At 66.4% G+C, this 21,699-nt stretch carries 15 protein-coding genes, 2 tRNA genes and 1 pseudogene; 7 read left to right on the top strand and 11 right to left on the bottom strand.

Annotated features, from left to right (window positions below; all coding sequences use genetic code 11):
* Positions 1–38: 38 nt before the first annotated feature.
* From M2282_RS06240 to M2282_RS06230, 3 genes are read right to left on the bottom strand one after another with little or no spacing between them, the layout of a single operon-like run.
* The gene (locus M2282_RS06240) at positions 39–653 is read right to left on the bottom strand and encodes a cytochrome c oxidase subunit 3 (protein ID WP_280807910.1); all 615 of its coding nucleotides are present in this window, start codon (positions 651–653) and stop codon (positions 39–41) included.
* Complete coding sequence (gene ctaD, locus M2282_RS06235) at positions 650–2,575, bottom strand: cytochrome c oxidase subunit I (protein WP_280807909.1); 1,926 nt, start codon at positions 2,573–2,575, stop codon at positions 650–652. Before ctaD ends, M2282_RS06240 begins: the two co-directional genes overlap by 4 nt.
* Positions 2,572–3,630, bottom strand: a complete 1,059-nt coding sequence (locus M2282_RS06230; protein WP_280807908.1) for a cytochrome c oxidase subunit II — start codon at positions 3,628–3,630, stop codon at positions 2,572–2,574. The genes ctaD and M2282_RS06230 overlap by 4 nt, the downstream gene beginning before the upstream one ends.
* Positions 3,631–3,832: 202 nt before the next feature.
* Between M2282_RS06230 and M2282_RS06225 the strand changes: the two genes are divergently transcribed.
* From M2282_RS06225 to M2282_RS31045, 3 genes and pseudogenes are all read left to right on the top strand, one after another.
* The gene (locus tag M2282_RS06225) at positions 3,833–6,136 is read left to right on the top strand and encodes an FdhF/YdeP family oxidoreductase (protein ID WP_280807907.1); all 2,304 of its coding nucleotides are present in this window, start codon (positions 3,833–3,835) and stop codon (positions 6,134–6,136) included.
* A gap of 317 nt (positions 6,137–6,453) precedes the next feature.
* Complete coding sequence (locus tag M2282_RS06220) at positions 6,454–10,476, top strand: PAS domain-containing protein (RefSeq protein WP_280808228.1); 4,023 nt, start codon at positions 6,454–6,456, stop codon at positions 10,474–10,476.
* A 119-nt stretch (positions 10,477–10,595) separates the two neighbouring features.
* Positions 10,596–10,778: pseudogene (locus M2282_RS31045) on the top strand (XRE family transcriptional regulator); the annotation flags it as partial.
* Positions 10,779–11,033: 255 nt separating this feature from the next.
* On the opposite strand, the gene arr reads toward M2282_RS31045, so the two are convergent.
* Together arr and M2282_RS06205 are read right to left on the bottom strand one after the other, a co-directional pair.
* The gene (arr, locus tag M2282_RS06210; RefSeq protein ID WP_280807905.1) at positions 11,034–11,429 is read right to left on the bottom strand and encodes an NAD(+)--rifampin ADP-ribosyltransferase; all 396 of its coding nucleotides are present in this window, start codon (positions 11,427–11,429) and stop codon (positions 11,034–11,036) included.
* Between the two features lie 367 nt (positions 11,430–11,796).
* Positions 11,797–12,189: a nuclear transport factor 2 family protein gene (locus M2282_RS06205; RefSeq protein ID WP_280807904.1), complete on the bottom strand. Its 393-nt coding sequence runs from the start codon at positions 12,187–12,189 to the stop codon at positions 11,797–11,799.
* A 289-nt stretch (positions 12,190–12,478) separates the two neighbouring features.
* On the opposite strand from M2282_RS06205, the gene M2282_RS06200 reads away from it, so the two are divergent.
* Complete coding sequence (locus M2282_RS06200; RefSeq protein ID WP_280807903.1) at positions 12,479–12,874, top strand: hypothetical protein; 396 nt, start codon at positions 12,479–12,481, stop codon at positions 12,872–12,874.
* Between the two features lie 308 nt (positions 12,875–13,182).
* Here the strand turns inward: M2282_RS06200 and M2282_RS06195 are convergent.
* From M2282_RS06195 to M2282_RS06175, 5 genes are all read right to left on the bottom strand, one after another.
* Positions 13,183–13,259, bottom strand: a tRNA-Arg gene (locus M2282_RS06195).
* A gap of 47 nt (positions 13,260–13,306) precedes the next feature.
* A tRNA-Pro gene (locus M2282_RS06190) sits at positions 13,307–13,383 on the bottom strand.
* Between the two features lie 46 nt (positions 13,384–13,429).
* Entirely contained in the window at positions 13,430–14,134 is a 705-nt protein-coding gene (locus M2282_RS06185) for a glutathione binding-like protein (RefSeq protein WP_280807902.1), read from the bottom strand.
* A 100-nt stretch (positions 14,135–14,234) separates the two neighbouring features.
* Positions 14,235–14,498 (bottom strand): UBP-type zinc finger domain-containing protein, encoded by a 264-nt coding sequence (locus M2282_RS06180; RefSeq protein WP_280807901.1) that lies wholly within the window; start codon positions 14,496–14,498, stop codon positions 14,235–14,237.
* Positions 14,499–14,528: 30 nt separating this feature from the next.
* Positions 14,529–16,208: an FAD-dependent oxidoreductase gene (locus tag M2282_RS06175; RefSeq protein ID WP_280807900.1), complete on the bottom strand. Its 1,680-nt coding sequence runs from the start codon at positions 16,206–16,208 to the stop codon at positions 14,529–14,531.
* Between the two features lie 144 nt (positions 16,209–16,352).
* On the opposite strand from M2282_RS06175, the gene M2282_RS06170 reads away from it, so the two are divergent.
* From M2282_RS06170 to M2282_RS06160, 3 genes are all read left to right on the top strand, one after another.
* Complete coding sequence (locus M2282_RS06170) at positions 16,353–17,240, top strand: GNAT family N-acetyltransferase (RefSeq protein WP_280807899.1); 888 nt, start codon at positions 16,353–16,355, stop codon at positions 17,238–17,240.
* A gap of 179 nt (positions 17,241–17,419) precedes the next feature.
* Positions 17,420–19,558 carry a polyphosphate kinase 1 gene (gene ppk1 / locus M2282_RS06165; protein WP_280807898.1) on the top strand — a complete coding sequence of 713 codons (2,139 nt, stop codon included), beginning with the start codon at positions 17,420–17,422 and terminating at the stop codon, positions 19,556–19,558.
* A gap of 19 nt (positions 19,559–19,577) precedes the next feature.
* The gene (locus tag M2282_RS06160) at positions 19,578–20,039 is read left to right on the top strand and encodes a SixA phosphatase family protein (protein WP_280807897.1); all 462 of its coding nucleotides are present in this window, start codon (positions 19,578–19,580) and stop codon (positions 20,037–20,039) included.
* Positions 20,040–20,046: 7 nt separating this feature from the next.
* On the opposite strand, the gene M2282_RS06155 is transcribed toward M2282_RS06160, so the two are convergent.
* Positions 20,047–21,567 carry a Ppx/GppA phosphatase family protein gene (locus tag M2282_RS06155; protein ID WP_280807896.1) on the bottom strand — a complete coding sequence of 507 codons (1,521 nt, stop codon included), beginning with the start codon at positions 21,565–21,567 and terminating at the stop codon, positions 20,047–20,049.
* Positions 21,568–21,699: the final 132 nt, after the last annotated feature.

Here is a 21,699-nt window from a genome sequence, read left to right as displayed (position 1 = left end):
GAGGGAGCGAAGGCGGGGGCGTGCATCGTCGTCGAGCCTCAAGCCAGCGGCGCCAGGTAGATGACCGCATAGATCGGCAGCCAGCTTCCCACCACGAAGTACCAGTACAGCGCGTTCTCGCACACGTCGACGAAGCGCTTGCCTTCGAAGGGGCCGGTGAAAAGCAGCACCGCCAGCACCGCGGTGTCGATGGTGTCGGTGATCAGGTGCGTGGTGTGCAACCCCAACAGCAGCCATACCACCGAGCCGTAGGCGTTGAGGTGCCAACTGACATTGAGCGTCGTGAACTCGAGCGCGCGCACGGCCAGGAAGACGACCGCGAAGACGACGCACACCGCCAGCCAGCGCCGTGTGCGGACACGGTCCTGCCGCTCGGCGGCGCGCTTTGCCATCTGGTTGGGCCACAGGCTCAGCAGCAGGATGGCCGTGTTGAGCGTGCCCCAGCGCAGCGCCGGCGGTGCCGCATCGAGGGGCCATGCGGAAGCGACGCCGCGCAGGTAGAAGTACATCATCACGCCGATCGCGAACACCGTGCCCTCGATCAGCATCAGACCCATGGTGCTCCACCACATCAGGCTGCCCTGGCCGAAGGCATAGCTCGGCAGGCCGCGCACGTCGACCACATCGCCCCGGTGTTCGCCGCCTGCCGTCATGGGGACTTCTCCAGGGCCAGCGCCTGCTCCGTCTCCTTGCGGCCGGGCCAGAACCAGCCGATGAGCGCGATCGTGACCGGCAACGCGCCCCATACGACGGCCCATGGCGTGTACATCGAGCCGATGAACAGCACGGTGGTGGCCAGCGCACCCAGGAACGGCCAGGCGGTGGGCTTCGGAAACAGTGGACGGCTCTCGGGTTGCGCGGCCAGCGCGCTCGTGACCAGCACCTCCCTGGCATCGGCCGCGAGACCCGCCACGTGCGAGGGCTGCGCCGGCTGCAGCCACAGCGGCTCGCGACCATGAACCACCGGCAGCGCATCGAAGTTGTGCGGCGGCGGCGGGGAAGACGTGCGCCACTCCAGCGTGCCCGCGCCCCAGGGATCGTCGGGTGCGCCGCGCCCGTGACGCAGGCTCATTGCCACGTTCACCAGAAACACCGCCACGCTCGCCGCGATGGCGAATGCACCCACGGTGGCAGTCATGTTCATGCCGTCCCAGCCGAGCCCGGGCGAATAGCTCCACACACGCCTGGGCATGCCGTGCAGTCCCAGCAGGTGCATCGGAAAGAAGGCCATGTTGAAGCCGACGAAGAACAGCCAGAAATGCCAACGCCCGAGCGTCTCGCCCAGCATGCGGCCGGTGAATTTGGGAAACCAGTAGTAGAGGGCGCCGAACAGCGGGAACACTGCGCCGCCCAGCAGCACATAGTGCAGGTGCGCCACCACGAAGTAGGTGTCGTGCACCTGCAGGTCGAGCGAGACCGAGGCCAGCATCAGCCCCGTCATGCCGCCCGCGATCAGGATGACGAAGAACGCCAGCACGAAATACAGCGGCGTCTTGAAGTCCAGGCGCCCGCTCCACAGCGTGGCGATCCAGCAGAAGATCTGCACCGCCGAAGGCACCGCGATGGCAAGGCTCGCGGCGGTGAAGAAGGCCTTGCCCACCTCGGGCAGGTTGGTGGCGAACATGTGGTGCACCCACAGGCCGAAGGCGAGGAACGCGGTGGCGATCAACGCCAGCACCATGGCCGTGTAGCCAAACACGGGCCGCCGCGTGAAGGTCGCGATGATCGACGAAATGAAGCCCAGCGGCGGAATGAAGATCAGGTACACCTCCGGGTGCCCGAAGAACCAGAACAGGTGCTGCCACAGCAGCACGTCGCCACCGCGCGCGGGGTTGTAGAAATGCGTGCCCACCAGGCGGTCGAGGATCAGCGCCGTGCTGCCCAGCATGACCGACGGCATGGCGAACAGCACCATGAATTGCGTGACCAGCGTCGCCCACACGAACAGCGGCATCCGGCCCAGCGTCATGCCGGGCGCGCGCATCTTGAAGATCGTGGTGATCAGCACGATGGCCACCAGCAGCGCGGACAGTTCGGTGAAGGTGATCATCTGGGCCCAGATGTCCACGCCCTTGCCCGGCGCGTAGTCGGAAGACGCCAGCGGCACGTAGCTGAACCAGCCCGTGTTCGGCCCCGACCCGACCGCGAAGCCCGCATAGAGAAACGCCCCGCCCATCACGAACACCCAGAAGGCGAACGCGTTCATGCGTGGAAATGCCACGCTGCGCGCACCGATCATCAGCGGCACCAGGTACATCGCCACGGCCTGCATCACCGGCACCGCGAAGAGAAACATCATGGTGGTGCCGTGCATGGTGAACAGCTGGTTGTAGAGCTCGGGGCTCACCAGCCGCAGGCCGGGGCGCGCGAGTTGCAGCCGCATCGCCAGCGCAAGGACGCCGCCCAGAAGGAAGAACACGAAGGTCGCGGCGATGAAGCGCCGCGCAATGGTCTTGTGGTCGATGGCGCGCAGGCTGCCGAGCCATCCCGGCGGATCGCTCCAGGTGGCGCGCAGGGCCTGGAGCACCTGGGCATCGGCCTGCGGTCCGTCCAGAAGCGGCGGGGCGGCGCTCATCGCAGGCCCCGGAGGTAGGCGACCAGCGCGCGAACGTCGTCCGGCGGCAGCTTGCTCGACGGCATGGTGCTTCCCGCTTTCAGGGACTGGGGATCGACGATCCAGGCGGCGAGTTTCGCCGGCTCGTTCGCCACCGTTCCTGCCGCAAGCAGCGAACGGCTTCCCACATGCGTGAGGTCGGGGCCCAGCGTGCCCATGGCCCCGGTGCCGCGCACGCTGTGGCACTGTGCGCAGTTGGACGAGAGAAAAAGCTGCCGGCCGCGGATGGCGTCCTGCCCCGACGGCTCGGCCGCCGGCAACTGCTGTCCCGCGCGCCACTGCGCATAGGCCTCGGGCGCGTCGGCGCTCACGCTGAAAGCCATCAGCGCATGCTGCAGTCCGCAGAACTCCGCGCACTCGCCGCGGTAGGTGCCGGTCTTGTCGGCGCGCAGCATCAGTTGCGTGCTGCGCCCGGGCAGCATGTCCTTCTTGCCGTGCAGGCTCGGTACCCAGAAGGTGTGGATCACGTCGGTGCTCTTGAGCGTCACGATCACCGGCTTGCCGACCGGCACGTGCAGTTCGCTGGAGACCGCGAACTCCGGCCTGCCTTGCGCGTCGAGGTATCGCGCCTCCCACCACCACTGCTGGGCCGTCATCTCGATGTGCAACGCGTCCGCCACGGGCAGGCGCGAGAGCGCGCGATCGGTCCACATGTCCGCGACCAGCAGCGCGACGAGCAGCCCGGTGGAGCCGACGGTGGCCCAGGTGGTCCAGCGCCGCGCGGTGCGCTCGGGGCCGAGTGCGTGCGATGCCTGGGGTGGGGCACTCGCCGAGGCCCGGGGAGCGCGGACCAAGGCGACGAGAAGCGCCACCAGGATCGCGGCGAAGACGCCCATGCAGATCCAAAGGGTCAGCTGCCACAGGTCGTGGATGCGCGCGGCCTGCGCGCCGGCGGGACGCAGCGCACTGTGGGCGGCCGGCCCCGAGAGGAATGCAGCCGCTTGCACCAGCGAGTCAGCCGCCGCATCGGTGCCTGAACCAGAGAACCATTCGATGAGAAAGCGGGCGCGAAACACCTGGGTCCTTCGTCGTGATGCGCTGCTTTTAGCAAGGAGTGCGGCGCTTGCCAATCGGCTGCGCTCGCAAAGCCGCGTCATCGCCAGCCGGGTGGCCGCAGCCGCGTACAAGCTGCTCGCACAACGTGTCTGCGCCCGCACCTACACGCTGGCGTCCCGCGGCTCTTAGCGTCGAAAAAACATAACAGAGCCGGAGCACTTCGTGACCGACAAAACGCATTTCGACCCCTACACCCATGCGGCGGGTGGATGGGGATCCCTGAAAGCCGTGGGCACTTATCTGCTGCGCGAGCGCATTCCCATTGCCGGCCCGCTGGCGCTGTGGAAGCAGAACAAGCCGGGCGGCTTCGCATGCGTGAGTTGCGCCTGGGCCAAGCCCGAGCACCCGCATCCGGCCGAGTTCTGCGAGAACGGTGCCAAGGCCACGGCCTGGGAGCTGACGGCCAAGCGGCTTCCGGCTGCATTCTTCAAGGAGCACGCCGTCACCGAACTTCTCGGCTGGGCCGATCACGACCTGGAAGCCGGAGGACGCCTGACGGTGCCGATGAAGTGGGACGCGCAGAGCGATCGCTACCTCGAGGTGTCCTGGGCGCAGGCGTTCGAAGGCATCGGCGCCGAGTTGAAGGCGCTGCATGCGCAGGACCCATCGTCGGTGGTCTTCTACGCCTCGGGGCGCGCGTCGCTCGAAACCAGCTACATGTACCAATTGCTGGCAAGGCTCTACGGCAACAACAACCTGCCCGACAGCTCCAACATGTGCCACGAAAGTACTTCGGTGGCACTGCCCGAGACCATCGGCGTGCCGGTGGGCACGGTGCATCTGGACGACTTCGAACAGTGCGATGCCATCTTCATCTTCGGGCAGAACACCGGCGTCAGCAGTCCGCGCATGCTGCACCAGCTGCAGGACGCGCGCCGGCGCGGCGTGCCCATCGTCACCTTCAATCCGCTGCGCGAGCGGGGGCTGGTGGAGTTCGTCAATCCGCAGTCGCCGCCGGAGATGCTGACGCCCGCCCACACCGAGGTCAGCACCCAGTACCTGCAAGTCAAGAACGGCGGCGACCTGGCGGCGCTCAGCGGCTTGTGCAAGGCATTGATCGAGGCCGACGACCTCGCGAAGACCGAGGGGCGCGCGCGCGTACTGGACGCGGCATTCATCGCCGAGCACACGCAGGGCTTCGAAGCGTTCGCAGCGTCGATGCGGCAGACGGGCTGGGCGCAGATCGAGGCGGAATCGGGGCTGTCGCGCGAGGCGCTGGAAACCGCGGCCACCACTTTCGCCAACGCCCGGGCGGTCATCGGCATCTACGGCATGGGCCTGACCCAGCATCGCAAGGGCGTGGAGAACGTGCAGATGGTGTCCAACCTGCTGCTGCTGGGCGGGCACATCGGACGGCCCGGCGCGGGCATCTGTCCGGTGCGCGGCCATTCGAACGTTCAGGGGCAGCGTACTGTCGGCATCACCGAAAAGCCCGAACTGGCGCCGCTGGACAAGCTCGCGGAACTCTACGGCTTCGAGCCGCCGCGCGAGAAGGGGCTCACCACGGTGGAGACCTGCGAGGGTGTGCTGGCGGGGCGAGTGCGCGCATTCGTCGGGCTCGGCGGGAATTTCGTGCGCGCGGTGCCCGACACCGACCGGATCGAGCCGGCCTGGCGCCAGCTGCGGCTCACGGTGCACGTGGCAACCAAGCTCAACCGCAGCCATCTCGTGCACGGCGAGGTGTCGTACCTGCTGCCGTGCCTGGGGCGCATCGAGATCGATCGCCAGGCCGGCGGCGAACAGACCGTGACGATGGAAGATTCGACCGGCGTGATGCATGCCTCCAGGGGCGTGGCGCAGCCTGCGGCGGACACGCTGCTGTCGGAGCCGGCCATCGTCGCGGGCATCGCCAAGGCGACGCTCGCGGACAACCCCCGCGTGCCATGGGACGGCTGGGTGTCCGACTACGCGCTGGTGCGCGACCACATCGCGCAGGCGCTGCCCGAGATCTTTCATGACTTCAACAAGCGGCTCGCCGCGCCGGGCGGATTTCCGCGCCCGCTCGCCGCCAGGGAGCGGGTGTGGAAGACCCCGACGGGCAAGGCCAACTTCAAGGGCTTCGGCAACCTGCATGCCGACCCCGACATGCCCGAGGACGGCGCCGACGTGCTGCGCCTGATGACGCTGCGCAGCGACGACCAGTTCAACACCACCATCTACAGCCTGGACGATCGCTTCAGGGGCATCTACGGAACGCGGCGCGTGCTGCTGATGAACCGCGACGACATGGCAAGGCTGGGCGTGCACGAGGGCGAGATGGTCGATGTGGCGACCGCGACCGTGGACGATCACCCGCGCACGGTGCACGGTCTGCGCGTGACCCCGTTCGACATTCCGTCGGGGTGTGCGGCCGGCTACTACCCGGAATGCAATCCTTTGATACCGCTGTCGCACCATGCCGAGAAGAGCCAGGTGCCCGCAGCCAAGGCGATCCCCGTGCGCCTGCGGGCTCGGGTCCAGGCTTAGGCAAGCGCGAAACCGAGGAGGATGCCGCTCACTCGCACGGTGTATCCGCGCGAGATCCGGAGATCACTCGGTGCGCAAAGCCCTTCGGCTCGCATCCACGCACCGGCCAGCCAAGCCGATGCGGAACTGTGCAGCGGCATCGTTGCCAGGCTCGACGCGGACGAAACCCGTCTTAGGGCCCGCATCCCGCTGACCGATTGTTTGCCGTTCATCGGAAATAGCGGCCGGCGCGGGCCTCCTTCGGGCGCTCAAGCTCTCCCTGCGGTGTACGCTAGGCTGTCACGGCCTTGTTCGGGGGTCGCCAGCTTGCCTTGAGTGTGTTCGCCGCCAGTGCGACCGCGACCACCTCCGACCCGGATACCTATATGCAAAAACCTGCTCTTTCAGCGCCGCAAGTTGCAGGCATCCTCGTCGGACTGCTCGGCGCGGCCGCGGCCACGCGCTGGATTTTTCAGGTCGACGCCATCGCGCATCTCATCCCTGGCTCCGAGCAGATGGGTATCGTCAATCCACTGCTGTTCATCGCGGTCGGCATCTGCTTCTTCAACGCCACGCTGCCGCAAAAATCGGGCGGCTGGCTCACTCGACTCTCGGCGATCTGCATCGCCGCCCTGATCGCGCTGCCCCTGGCATACCTGTTCGAAAGCGCGGCCGGCATCGGGCTGGGGGTCGACTTTGTCCGCGCGGGCACCATTCCCACGGCCGCCAATCCACATCCCGGGCGACTGTCCCCGAACGCCAGCCTGGCGTTCCTGCTCACCGGCGTCGCCTTCTGGCTGCATCGACGACGATCCACCCGCATCGGCGAGTTCATCTTCCTCACGTCGGTCCTGGCAGTTTCCATCATCGGCCTGGGCGCCCTGGTCGGCTACTTCGTGGGCCTGGAGGCGCTGTACCAGGTGGCGAGCTTCAACCGGATGCTGCCGGTCACCGCGCTCGGAATTTCGGTCGTCGGCGGCGGCTTGTGGATGCTTCGCGAAGCGTCTCAGGCGTTCGACCGCGAAGCACTGGAAAAGAGTGAGGGGCGCATCAAGCGGCGCTCGCTCGCAGTCATCATCTTCGTCGCGCTGGCGGGCGGCGTGGCGGGTTTCGCGGTAATGCGCGACACGTTCGAGCAGTCGATTTCGCAAAACATGTTGCTCACCGCCACGACGAACGCGACATCGCTCGGCCACGCCGTCGATGTGGGCCTGTGGTTGCCTCGCACTGTGGCCACGCGGCCGACCGTGCGCCAGACCCTGGAGAAACTCGGCAAGGCGCCCGGCGACGCTGCCGCCAAGGACTTCCTGCAGACGATCGCCGACAGCCTCCTGACCGCCGACTTGACGGGCCTGGAGATCTTCGATGCGAACGGCGTGCGCCTGGTCCAGGCTGGAGTGACGGTGCGTGCACAGGCGCAGATCGTTCAGCGCCTGGCGAATGCGGGGCAGACCGCCTTCCTGGCCTGGAAAGACGGTTATGTGCTCCTCACCGAAAACGATGTGCTCGTCGATGGCCGGATGATGGGGCGGATGTTCACCGAGCAGCGACTGCCGCTGTTCGACAGCCTCCTGGCGGACGTTCGAGCCTCCAGTGATACGTCCGACGTCGCGATCTGCGGGCGCGACAACGACAAGCTGGTCTGTGCGCCGAATCGGTTCCGGCCGTCCGGGTTCGATCTGCCGATGTTCGACGCGGCTGGCGGTGCTGCCCTTCCTGTGGCGAGAGCGCTGCTCGGTGAACGTGGCGTGCAATTCCTCAAGGACAGGCGTGGCGTCAACATCCTGTCGGCCTTCACGCCGGTCAAGAATTTCGGGCTCGGTCTGGCGATCAGGACCGATGTCGACACGCTCTATGCGCCGCTGCGAGCGCGCCTGAAGCTCCTGATCCTGGCGCTCGCCGGCATCGTCGCGCTGGCCATCTATGCCCAACACAGCCAGGTCAGGCCGGTGCTCGGGCAATTGGTCGCGAGCGAGCAGCGAGTCAAAGCCATCGTCGAGGACCAATCCGAACTCGTGTCGCTCGCGATGCCCGATGGCGAACTGACCTACGTCAACCCGGCCTACGCGAGGCATTTCGGGCTGACGCCCGCGGTGATGACGGGCGTGAACCTGTTCGACTACATCGAGCCTGCGGATCGTGCGGTCGTTCGGCAGGTCGTTGCGCAAGTCCTGTCGACGGGCACGACAACGACCAGCGAGAACCGCATGACGGCTGTCAATGGCGCCGAGCGCTGGGTCGCCTGGACCAACAGCCTGCAGCGCGATCCCTCGGGCGAACCGATGCTTCATTCGGTCGGCCGCGACGTGACCGAGCGCAAGCAGACGGAACTGGCCTTGCGTGCCAGCCAGGAACTCCTGACGGAGAAGTCGGCGCTCCTGGAAGCCACCCTTGAGCGAATGGAACAAGGCGTGATGATGGTCAACGCCGCGCGGGTGGTGGAGGTTTGCAACCGGCGTGCGATCGAACTGCTGGACCTGCCGAAAGAGCTGATGGCGTCCAAACCGACGTTTGAAGCGGTGCTCGCCTACCAGTGGGCCACCGACGAGTTCGTCCACACGCCGCAGGACGTGCAGGAGTTCGTTCGCCAGGGGGGCATCCTGGATCGTCCGCACAGCTACGACCGCAAGCGCCCGGATGGCCGCACGATCGAGATTCACAGCGTGCCGATCGAGGGCGGCGGCGTACTGCGAACGTACACGGACGTGACCGAGCGCAAGCTGGCCGAAGGCGCCCTGCGCGCGCTCACCGCGATATTCGACGCGACGACCGACTATGTGGTGCAGCTCGACATGAAGGGCCGAATCACCTACATGAACCCCGCCGCACGCCTTCGCACCGGCGTGGCTCCGGACGCATCGCTCGAGCACCGGACGCTGGAGGATTTCAATCCGCCGCAAACGCTCGACAGATTCCTCTCGGAGGTCTGGCCGGCTGCGGTGGCCACCGGCGTCTGGGTGGGCGAGTCGATGGTCTGGGATGCTGCGCGGCGCGAGTTTCCGGTGAGCCACATCGTCATCGCCCACCGCGACAAGGAGGGCAGGGTCGAATATTTCTCGGCCCTCATGCGCGACATCTCGGCTGCCAAGGCGGCGGAACAGGCAGTGCGCGACAGCGAACACCGCCTGCGCATGGTGACCGACCATTTGCCGGTGCTGATTTCCTATCTCGACCGCGATTTGCGGTTCCGCTTCCTCAACCGGACCTACCAGGCGTGGTTTGGCGAGGAGGCCGCACCGCAGATCGGGACCAGCGTGCAGGCGTTCTATGGCGAGCAGGCCTGGGTGCAAATCGAACCCCACTTGCGAGCCGCCCTGGCCGGCCAGGACGTTGCCTATGACCGAGAAATGGTGCGCCCCGATGGTGGTCGGCGCCATGTGCAAGTCACGGTCGTCCCGGACCGGGACGAGCAGGGTACGGTCGTGGGGCTGTACACCCTCATCCACGACGTGACCTCGTTCCGCGAAGCGCAACAAGCGCTTCAGGAGAGCGAGGCGCGCGTGCGCACGGTGGCCGATGTGCTGCCGATGCGAGTGGCCTACATCGACTCCGACGAGCGCTACCGCTTCAACAATCTCGCCTACGAGCGCGGCTTCGGCAGATCGCGCCAGGAAATCTACGGGCAGACCGTTCGTGCGCTGTTGGGCGACGCAGCCTACAAGTCGGTCGAGCCTCATATCCGCAGCGCGCTGCGCGGAGAGGCGGTCACGTTCCAGAGCGAGATCGCCAGCGGAGACAGCCGTGTCTACTACGAGGCCCAGTACATCCCGCAACTGGCGGCCGACGGCAGCACCGTGCTGGGCTTCCACGCGGTCGTCAGCGACATCACGCGTCAGAAGGTCGAAGAGAGACGGCTGACCGAACTGGCACGCGTGGACCCTCTCACGGGCGTCATCAACCGCGCTGGCTTCGAGTTGCGCGTGGCCGAGGCAATGGAGCGCTGTCGTGCCACGGGCGCACTGATGGCGCTCCTGTACCTCGACATCGACCGATTCAAGCAGATCAACGACCGGTACGGACACAACGCGGGCGACGCACTGCTGCGGGCATTTTCCGGCCGGCTGTCGCAGACGCTGCGCTCCAGCGATACCGTCGCCCGTCTCGGGGGCGACGAGTTCACGGTGATCATGGAAGGCTTGCCGCGGAAAGAAATAGCGTCGGCCGCCGCCGCCAAGATCGTCGAGGCCATGAACACGCCATTCGTCATCGACCAGCAGACGGTCAACGTCACCGCGAGCATCGGTCTCGCGTTCTATCAGGGAGGCGCCACGACCGTCGAGGGGCTGGTCGAGCAGGCGGATGCAATGCTCTACCAGGCCAAGGGAGCAGGCCGCAACAACGTCCAGGTGGCGCTTCGGTAAGCAACAGGATGGACGCCCCCCGTAATGGCATCAACGTGCCGCCGCGGAAGTGCACCAACCTCCTGAACCGCGCTATCTGGTCAGATGCTGCAGGGCGCCTATCCCTGCGCGACCGCCCGTATCCGAGCCTCAAGTTCCTGTGCTTCCTCTCCTGGGAGGTCCGCTATCGATACGGCGCCAAGTTGGTCGAGGTGAGGGCAGGGAGACTCGCTGCAGTCGATGCAACCGCGCTGCATGGGATCGAAGCCATTCAGAACGGCCCAGTGTCCTGCCTGTCGGTGGTTTTCACGCTACGCGAGTGAGCGATGAGGTGCCATCGTGCCTCGCAATGCCCTGGAGTCCACCACCAGATCTGAGACTTAGTCGGCGAGCCGCTGCATACGGAACTCGCCCCCTTCGTACAGCACGAGCGCGACCACCTTGCCGTCGACATCGCGCTCGAACTGCAGTTGGCTGCGCCCGTCTCGTAGGCAAAGCGATCAGGTCGACCTGCTACGGGGAGGCGGGGCGGGGCCGGACCGCCCGCGTTGAAGCGAATGCCTCATGCGGGCAGGCATCTAGTTGATGATCTCGCCCATGCCCTCCTGGACGCGGCGCCTGAGTTCCCGAACAAACTCGGCATCGAACGGCTCCCAGCACTGGAGCTCACCGGTGACCTTCAAGGGGTGCCGGCTTCTGTACGAGCGTGTCGGGTTTCCAGGGAATTTCTTGTCTGTCACGTTGGGATCGTTCTCGAAGTCTCCCGTCGGCTCGACGACGTAGACCCGTGGTTTGCCGGCACCTTTGGCGATCTCGGCGGCCAGGCCCGCTCCCTTGCTCAGGGCCGTGAAGTAGATGTGGTTCATCACCAGGCCGTCCTTGTAGTTGGACGTGAATCCCGCGGTGAGCAGGTCGCCCACGCGCAGATCCGCCTTGGTGCCGTGAAAGAAGGGGCCGGAATCCAGGACTGTCATAGAAATTGGAGAGGGTCGCTAGGGGTCGAAGGGGAGAGTGCATCAGGTTTTCGTGGCGCCACTGCGCGGCTGGGCGCCGGTCCGGCTGAACAGACCATCGATGTAGATGTCCAAGTGCCGGTGAGCGATCGCGCGTTCCTGGCTGATCGCAGGCTACTGGCTCGGCGATAAAAGAATGTGGTCGTTGGATTGCACCGACTGTGGATTTCCGAGCTCGATTGACCCACAGTCCATCGAGCGTCGATTTGTTGACATGTCCTTCCTGAGCATTGTCATCAGGCAGGTTGAGTGCTGCATGCCGATCAACGTCTCACGGAAAACTGCGCACTTCGAGATGGAAATCAACACACCAAGGGGCAGCGGAAAGTTATTCGCCCTTTGCCGTTGGCGCTTCCGTGTGCATGACACATCGCCAGGCATCGCCGTCATGGATCCATGTCGACGTGTCCGTCATTTGCTGCTCCACCTTTTCGGACTTTCCTCTCGGCGACAGAATCTGATGGACTTTGTAGCTCAGGACGGCGACTCCATCGCTGGGGAAGGTGGCCTCCATCTCGCTCAGCCTGAACGATTTGACGACCATGCTTCCTTGCTCTGCCATCTTTCGATAGCCGGCATGGTCAAACTTCATCGAGCCATGAGCGCTCACCATGAAGGCTGGCTCATACAACAACTCGATGGCCGTGTCCGTGTCGGTGTCCACCATCGACTGCCAGAATTTCTTTTCAAGAGCGAAGAGCTCTCGGCTGTTGTCTTGCATGGGCGTCTCCTGATGCTTTGGGAAGGCAACGGTCGAGCCGCCATGGATTCTGCGATGCAGGGGCATCTGCAGAGTCACGGTCAGCTACTTCCTACGAAATCGCGACGCGCAGGCGTGTCACAAGAGCGGCTTTACGCCTGCCTTCCGCTCGTGCAGCTGCAGTCCACCAGTCTCGGCCGGGGGCCGGAGTTCGCTTTGTGGCGCAACGCGTGGAGAATGCGAGATGACCTCCCCAATCTCTGCTTCTCTCGCCCCGGACCCTCTCGCCGTTCTCCGCGAGGTGGCCCGCATGGATCTGTCTCTCGGCATCGCCATCAGCCAAAGCCTGGGCCGACCCGTTGCCGAGGATCTGGCGGAACTGCGCGCGCGGGGCTACGTCCGGGAAGTTTCCAGCCCCCGGCACGACGGGACGCCGGGGCACCTGCACACGATCACGGTGCAAGGGCGCGAGGCGCTGCAAAGGCAGGACGCGCAGAGCCCGTCCGCGCCCGTGCCAACCCTCGGACCCAGGCCTCCACTGCGCCGCGAAACCTACACCGGCAGCGAGTTGCGCCCCTTCACCGGACGCGCGGGATCGATGGATGCGCTGAAGTACCCGAGCCGAGTCGGTAGCCAGTTGCGCTATCCCGGCGACGATGGCAGCGAACCTGCCCGCGGGGACATACAGCCACCGCGCAAGACCTGAGCCCAGCGGAGCGCCCGTTGCATCCGCGGCCGCATCGCGCAAATGCCCGTATCGCAGACCGGGCGGCGCTGTTGTCACAGGCGCTCGCTGAGCCTGGCTTTCCAGGCCGCTGAAGATCCTGGAAGGCATGGTGATCCCCCGTGCTGTCGGTACCTGGCTTCAGGCCACGTGCAGGTACCTGAAGAAGTACCGACAAATTACGAAGATTCGATGCTGCGGCCCGACATCGCGAGAGGCAAAGAAAAACCCGCCACCTCTGTGAGAGGTGCGAGTTCTGAGGCAGCGTAAAGCTGCACGAAATGAGGGATTGGCCTGCCCGGAGGGGATCGAACCCCCGACAACCTGCTTAGAAGGCAGGTGCTCTATCCAACTGAGCTACGGGCAGAGATTCCGGGCCGGACAGAAGCAAAAAGACGAATACCGAAGAAAACTTGGTCGGGGCGAAAGGATTCGAACCTTCGACCCTCTGGTCCCAAACCAGATGCGCTACCAGGCTGCGCTACACCCCGACAAGCCCTCGATTCTAGCCCGGATATCGACCGGTTCCGGATTTTCTCAACGTTTCTCGTACTGAGTCTTGCCGAAAAGAATCTCGCGCTCCTTGTCGCCGGTGATCGGCTGGCGCAGATCGGCCAGCACTTTCACGCCGCGCTGCACGGCCGAACGCGCGGCGATGCCGTCGAACCAGGCCTTCAGGTGCGGGAAGTCGGTGAGGGTGATGCCCTGGTTTTCCCAGCTGCGCAGCCACGGGAAGATGGCGATGTCGGCAATCGAATAGCTCTTCCCCGCAATGAACTTCGTCTTCGACAGCTGCTTGTCGATCACGCCGTAGATGCGCTTGGCCTCGTTGGTGTAGCGGTCGATCGCGTAGGCGATCTTCTCGGGCGCGTACAGGCGGAAGTGATGCGCCTGGCCGAGCATGGGGCCGACGCCGCCCATCTGGAACATGAGCCACTGCAGCACGTCGTAGCGTTCGCGGTCGCCGGTGGGCAGGAACTTGCCGGTCTTGCCTGCGAGGTAGACCAGGATCGCGCCCGACTCGAAGAGCGAGATCGGCTTGCCGTCCGGACCGTCGGGGTCGGTGATGGCGGGGATCTTGTTGTTGGGGCTGATCTGCAGGAACTCGGGCGCGAACTGGTCGCCCTTGCCGATGTTCACGGGGTGCGCGCGGTAGGGCAGGCCGCACTCCTCCAGCATGACGTGAACCTTGTGGCCGTTGGGCGTGGGCCAGGAATAGACCTCGATGGGCGATGCGGGCATGTCTCGGGCTCCGGAGGAGGAATGTGAAGGGAGAGAGTCAGCATATCCGCGCGGATCCAAACCCGTACCGGCACGGGAATTCGCCTTGCGGCAGCCTTTTTCAGCCCACCTGCAACTGGTGCGTGTTGCACCACATCCAGTCTTCGCCGGGCTCCAGGGACTGGATGACCGGATGCCCTTCGGCCTGCGAATGCCGCGTGGCATGACGGTTCTTCGACGAGTCGCAGCAGCCCACGTGGCCGCAGTGCACGCACAGGCGCAAGTGGACCCAGGTGTCGCCGGTCTTCAGGCAGTCCTCGCAGCCCCGCTGCGTGTGAGGTTGCGCGATGGAGGAGGGCACGTGATCGCAGGCTTTGATGGGCACCGAAGAACTCCTTGATATCTGATTGATGGGTCAGGCCACGGCCGTCGTCTGAGACAGATGTTGATGGATCAGCGCCACCGCCGCAGCGCCTTCGCCGATCGCCCCGCCCACGCGCTTGACCGAACCCGAGCGCACGTCGCCCACCGCGAACACGCCCGGCACGCTGGATTCGAGCGCCGTGGCCGGCCGCGCCGGAAAGCCGCTGCTCGCCGCCGTGCCGGTCATCACGAATCCGTGCTTGTCGACCGCGACGCCGCAGCCTTCGAGCCACGAGGTTTCGGGCTCGGCGCCGACAAACAGGAAGATATTGCGGGCCGGGCAATCGTGCTCGTTGCCGCTGGTGTGACAGCGCCATGTCGCGCCCGTGAGGCCTTCGTCGGAACTGCCGTGCAGCCGCACTAGTTCGGTGTGCGGTTGCAGCGAAATGTTGGGCGTGGCCTCGATGCGGTCGATGAGATAGCGCGACATGCTGGCCGCCAGCGACGGCCCGCGCACCAGCACGTTCACCTTGGCCGCATGGCGCGACAGGAACACCGCCGCCTGGCCCGCCGAATTGCCGCCGCCCACCAGCGCTACTTCCTGCTGCGAGCAGATCTTGGCTTCGATGGCCGAGGCCCAGTACCAGATGCCGCGGCCTTCGAATTCCGCGAGGCGCGGAACGTCGGGGCGCCGATAGCGCGCGCCGCTTGCAATGACCACCGTGCGCGCATGGATCGTGCGGCCGTCGGCCAGAGCGATGCCGAGGCTTTCGCGCTCGTTCTCGCGCGAGCAGTCCAGCGACACGACCTTCGCCGGGATCAGCATCTCGACACCGAACTTCTGCGCCTGCACAAAAGCCCGGCCTGCCAGCGCCTGGCCCGAGATGCCGGTCGGAAAACCCAGGTAGTTCTCGATGCGCGCGCTGGCGCCGGCCTGGCCGCCGAAGGCGCGGCAGTCGAGCACGATCACGCGCAGGCCTTCGGAGGCGGCGTACACCGCGGTGGCGAGGCCGGCCGGCCCGGCGCCGACCACGGCCACGTCGAACAGCTCGTTGTGCTCGACGGTGTCGACCATGCCGAGGCAGCGGGCCAGCGCATCTTCGGCCGGGTTCACCAGCACCGAGCCGTCGGGGCACACCGCCAGCAGCTGGCAGGTGCCGTACTGTTCCAGCAGCGCGGCGGCGTCGGGGTCTTCGGCCGCATCGACCAGGTGATAGGGATAGCCGTTGCGGCGTAGGAAGTTCTCCAGCCGCGCCATGTCGGCCGACTGCGGCTTGCCGATCAGCACCGGCCCGCTGGCGCCGGATTCGATCAGCGCCACGCGCCGCAGGATCAGCGCGCGGGTGATGCGTTCGCCAAGATCGGCTTCGGCGACCAGCAACGCGCGCAGTTGCTGCGGCGAGACGAGCAGCGCCTCGACATCTTCATCGGCGTGGCCGTCGACCAGGGCAGGGCGGCCGCTCAATTGGCCGACCTCGGCCAGGAATTCGCCGGGGCCCTGCCGCACGATCGGCACCACGCGGCCAAGGCCGTCGCGCTGCGTGACGGCGACCACGCCCTTGAGCAGCACGAACATGCCGGGGCCGGTTTCGCCTGCGGTGAAGAGGCGTTCGCCGCGTGCGAATTGCTGCACGCTGCCGAAGCGCGCGATGCGCGCAATCTCGGTGTCGCTGAGGACGGGGAAGGTCTGGTGAAAACGGCTGCTGTCGGTGCCGGCTGCTGCGGTGGCCATGTGTCCAAACTCCATGTCGCGGTTGGAATGCATTAGACGACGAAGTGTGCCAAATCGGCTGTAACACCGTCATGCGTCTGCCATGTTCCTGACACGCCGGCTTCATCGCAGGTGCGGAGACTCCCTCGGCAGAAAGGGTTCCCCATGAAAGAACTGCCCAACCCGACGTTTCCGCTCTCGCAGCTCGGGCTGCGCGCGGCCTTGTGGCCTGCGCCCACGGTCGCTGCTGCTGGTGTTTCGACTGCAGCCCGCGTGTCGGTGCCGCAGGCACCCGCCGTCATTCTTCCCCCGCCCGTCGAAGCCAAGCAGGGCATCACGGTCGGCTGGGCCCGCCACCTGGACGACGTGCGCGCCGCGCAGCGCCTGCGCTACGACGTGTTCGTCGGCGAAATGGGCGCCCGGGTCTCCTCCCCGCTGGCCGGCCACGACATCGACCTGTTCGACGATTTCTGCGAACACCTGCTGGTGCGCAACGAGCTCACCCGGCAGGTTATCGGCACCTACCGCGTGCTCACGCCGGCCCAGGCGCGCCGCGTCGGCAGCACCTACAGCGACACCGAGTTCGACCTGACCCGCCTGCGCGACCTGCGCGAGCGCATGGTGGAGCTGGGCCGCAGCTGCGTGCATCCCGAGCACCGCCAGGGCGGGGTGATCCTCGCGCTGTGGGGTGCGCTCGCCGGCTTCATGCACCGCAACAAGCTGGACACCATGATCGGCTGCGCGAGCATTCCGATGTCGCACAACGGCGTGACCAACGGCGACGCGGCCGCCAGCATCTGGCGCCAGGTGTCGGCCAGCCAAATGGCGCCGATCCAGTACCAGGTGCAGCCGCGCCTGCCGCTGCCGGTCGAGCGTCTGGACAGCACCCTCGACGTGGAGCCGCCGGCGCTCATCAAGGGTTACCTGCGCCTGGGCGCCAAGGTGCTGGGCGCACCGGCCTGGGACCCGGACTTCAACGCCGCCGACCTGCCGATGCTGATGCGCATCGACGATCTGCCGGCACGCTACCGCAAGCACTTTCTCGGCGCATGACACCGGCGGCCGTCCATCCCGCCGACGGCCCGCCCGCCCTCTCTCCGGGCATGATGGAGCCGCACAGGGCAGAAGTGACGACGTCACGCGAGTGTCATTTGAGTGTCACAAATGATGTCGACACTGTCATATTTCCGCCTACGCGTGCTCCTGTGTCCCTTGCTCCAGAATCAGTGTCCATGTCACCAGCCCCCGCAGACCGGTCGCTCGCCGTCGCGGCGCCCACGTTCACCCTGCTTGACCGGGATCACAGCATCCTGTCGTTCAACGAGCGCGTGCTCGACTGGGCCCGCAGGCCCGAGGTCCCGCTGATCGAGCGCCTTCGCTACCTGTGCATCGTGTCTTCCAACCTCGACGAGTTCTTCGAGGTCCGCGCCGCGCCGCACCTGATTGCCGGCAGCGCCGGCGACCAGAAGGGCACCTACACCGTCGATTCGTTCGAGCAGTTGGCCGAGGCGGCGCACAAGCTGGTGGCGCGCCAGTACGCGCTCTACAACGACGAGTTGATGCCCACCTTCGCGACGCACGGCATCCACATCATTTCTCATGGCGAGCGCAACCCGGCGCAGCGCAAATGGGTGAGCGAGTATTTCGAGCGTGAAGTGCGCCCGCTGCTGATTCCCGTCGGCCTGGACCCGGCGCATCCGTTCCCGCAGGTGGCCAACAAGTCGCTCAACTTCATCGTGCGCCTGGGCGGCAAGGACGCCTTCGGGCGCGAGAACCCGATCCAGATCGTCAAGCTGCCGCGCGTGCTGCCGCGACTGATCCGCATGCCGGCCAAGGTGTCGGACGGCAAGACGCTGTTCGTGGCGCTGTCGAGCGTGGTGCGAGCCCATCTGTCGAGCATGTTCCCGGGCCGCGACGTGGGCGACTTCTCGCAGTTCCGTGTCACGCGGCACTCCGATCTTGCGGTCGACGAAGAAGATGTGAAGAACCTGCGCACCGCGCTGCGCCAGGGCCTGCAGCACCGCCACTATGGGCAGGCCGTGCGCCTGGAGGTGTCGGCCAGCTGCGCCGAATCGCTCGCGAGCTTCCTCCTGGCGCAGTTCAACCTGCCGCCCGAATCGCTGTACCGCGTGCACGGGCCGGTGAACCTGGCGCGGCTCACACAACTGATCGACCTGATCGACGAGCCGCAGCTGCGCTTCGCGCCGTATTCGGCGTCGTTTCCCGTCACGCTGTCACCCGCCCAGTCGTTCTTCGAGCGCCTGCAGCGCGGTGACGTGCTCATCCACCAGCCCTTCGAGAGCTTCGACGGCGTGCTCGCCTTCCTGCGCGAAGCGGTGCTGGATCCGCAGGTGCTGGCCATCAAGCAGACCATCTACCGCACCGGCGCCGACTCCGAGCTGATGGACCTGCTGCGCGAAGCCGTGCGCCGCGGCAAGGAAGTCACGGTGGTGGTGGAGTTGAAGGCGCGCTTCGACGAAGAGGCCAACATCAACTGGGCCGAAATGCTGGAGTCGATCGGCGCGCAGGTGGTGTACGGCGTGGTCGGTCTCAAGACGCACGCCAAGATGCTGCTGGTGACCCGCCGCGAGGGCAAGCAACTGCGCCGCTACGGCCACCTTTCCACCGGCAACTACAACCCGCGCACCGCCAAGCTCTATACCGACATCAGCCACCTCACGACCGATCCGCTGCTGACGGCCGACATGGAGGCGGTGTTCGTCCACCTGGCGAGCCAGAGCCGCCTGCCCAAGCTCAACCGGATGTGGCTGGCGCCCTTCGACCTGCACAAGAACCTGGTCGCGCAGATCGATGCACTGGGCCTGGCCGCGTCGAATGGCGAGCCCACGCGCATCGTCGCCAAGATGAACGCGCTGACCGACGACGCGCTCATCGCCGCGCTGATCCTCGCGGGGCAGAAGGGCGTGAAGATCGACCTCATCGTGCGCGGCGCCTGCACGCTGCCGGCGCAGGTGCCGGGGCTCACCGACAACATCCGCGTGCGCTCGGTGATCGGGCGTTTCCTCGAGCATTCGCGGGTCTTCTATTTCCGCAACGGCGAGGACGAGGCGCTCTACCTCTCGAGCGCCGACTGGATGAACCGCAACATGATGCGGCGCATCGAGCTGGCCTGGCCCGTGACCGATCCCGGCCTGCGCCAGCGCCTGATCGACGAGTGCCTGGTGGCCTACCTGCACGATGGCCGCGACGCCTGGGACCTGGGCGGCGATGGCGTCTACACCCGCGTCGACCGCGACACGAACCCTGGCGAAGAGGGCGCGTCACGCGCCGTCGAGGCGCATGGGGCGCAGACCGCGCTCATGAACCGTTATGCAGCGCGAGGGCATCACGGCGATGCATCCAGCAACTGACGACCGAAAGACGATGACCATGGACTTGATCTTCTGGCGCCACGCCGAAGCCGAGGACTGGACCGAGGGTTGCGACGACATGCAGCGCTCGCTCACCGCACGCGGCGAAAAGCAGGCCAAGCGCATGGCCAGCTGGCTGGACCGCCAGTTGCCCGACGGCACCCGCATCATCTGCAGCCCCGCACGGCGCTGCGAGCAGACCGCGTTGGCCTTGGGCCGCAAATTCAAGCTGCGCGATGAACTGGCACCCGACACCACGGCCGATTCGATGCTCGGCGCAGCCGGCTGGCCCAACGGTAAATCGGTGGTGCTGATGATCGGCCACCAGCCCTCGGTGGGGCAGGCCATCTCGCTGCTGCTGGGCCTCAGGCAGGACAGCTGCCCGGTGCGCAAGGGCGCGCTGTGGTGGATTCGCTCCCGCGAGCGCGACGGCGACGTGCAGACCGTCGTGGTGACGGTGCAGTCGCCGGAGCTTCTTTAAGTCCGGCTCAGGCGCCGCTCAGTTCCACGCGCCAGTTGCTGGTCTTCTGCCAGGCCAGCACTTCCTCGCGCAACAGGTGGGCCGACTGCGGATAGGCATCGGCCCAATCGGGTGCGCACACGATGGTGAACGCGCGCGCGCCCAGTGCCGCGAGGTGCAGCGCCTGCGGATCGGGATCGCGGCGCGCATGGCAGAGGATGATGGCCAAGCGCAGCGCCAGCAACTGCATCACGAAGGTCTCGTCGTCCAGCGCCGCCTCGAGCTTGCGCAGCTTGCCGCGCTGGCCCAGCACCAGTTGGCCGAGCGCGTGCAGCTCGTTCACCGCGAAGCCGGGGGCGTCGGTGTTGTCCAGGATGTAGGCGCCGTGCTTGTGATAGTCGCTGTGCGACACCAGCGCGCCGATCTCGTGCAGTTGCGCGGCCCAGCCGAGCTTGCGCAATGCGCGGCCCGCGCGGTTGGAACTGCTGCCACCGCGCGCGGCGGGCGCCAGCTGCACGAACAGCCCGGCGGCGGCTTCGCCCACCCGGCTGGCCTGCGCGGCATCGACCGCGAAGCGCGTCGCGAGGCGCGCCACTGTGGCGGTGCGCATGTCGGCCACGCTCTCGTCGCGTTCCAGCAGTTCGTACAGCACGCCGTGGCGCAGCGCGCCCTGGGCCACCTTCATCTCTTCGATGCCCAGCAGGTCGAACACCGCGCGCAGCACGCTCACGCCGCCGCCGATCACGGCCTTGCGGTCTTCGCGCATGCCGTCGATCCGCAGCTTGTCGACGCTGCCGGCCTTGAGCAGGCGGTCGAGCAGCCAGTCGAGGCCCTCGCGGGTGACGAGGCCGGGCTCCGCGCCGGACGCGGCCAGCACGTCGCCGACCGCGCCGATGGTGCCGGAGGCGCCATAGGCCACATCCCACTGGTCGCGGGTGTAGCTGCCGAGCGCGTCATCGAGCACCGCCTTGGCGGCCACTTCGGCGGCGCGGAAGGCGGCGGGCGTGAACTGGCCTTCGGCGAAGTGCTTCATCGACCAGGCGACGCTGCCGACGCGGTACGACTCCACGAGTTCGGCGTCGAGCGCGCGGCCGATGATCATTTCGGTGGAGCGCCCGCCGATATCGACCACCAGCCGGCGTTCGCTGTCGGAGGCGTCGGTGTGCGGGAGCATGTGCGCCACGCCCTGGTAGATAAGGCGGGCTTCCTCCCGGCCAGGAATCACGTCGATGCCGAAGCCCAGGATGGTGCGCGCGCGCAGCAGGAATTCTTCGCGGTTGCGCGCCTCGCGCAGCGTCTGCGTGGCCACGGCCCGCACCTGCGAGCGCTTGAAGCCGGCCAGCCGTTCGCCGAAACGCGCGAGCGCGTCCCAGCCGCGCTGCATGGCCTCGGTGGTGAGGTTGCGTGCGCTGTCCAGGCCATTGCCCTGGCGCACCGTCTCCTTGAGGTATTCGGTGCGGTGGATCTGGCCGTGGTCGACCTGGCCGATTTCGAGCCTGAAGCTGTTGGAACCGAGATCGACTGCGGCGAGGCGGGTGCCGTTTTGCATGTAGTTGTTGTAGTGAAAGAGGGCGGTTGCTTTGATCGTAGCGCCGTGACAGGCGCGCCGCCTCCCGAATCGCTCAGCGGCGAGGTCGGGAAGGCTAGGCGCGGTGCATGACGGTTGTGTGACAGCGTCACA

It is taken from the genome of Variovorax boronicumulans (assembly GCF_029892485.1).
Taxonomy (GTDB): Bacteria; Pseudomonadota; Gammaproteobacteria; order Burkholderiales; family Burkholderiaceae_C; genus Variovorax; species Variovorax boronicumulans_B.
This window is presented reverse-complemented; position numbering and strand designations above follow the sequence as displayed.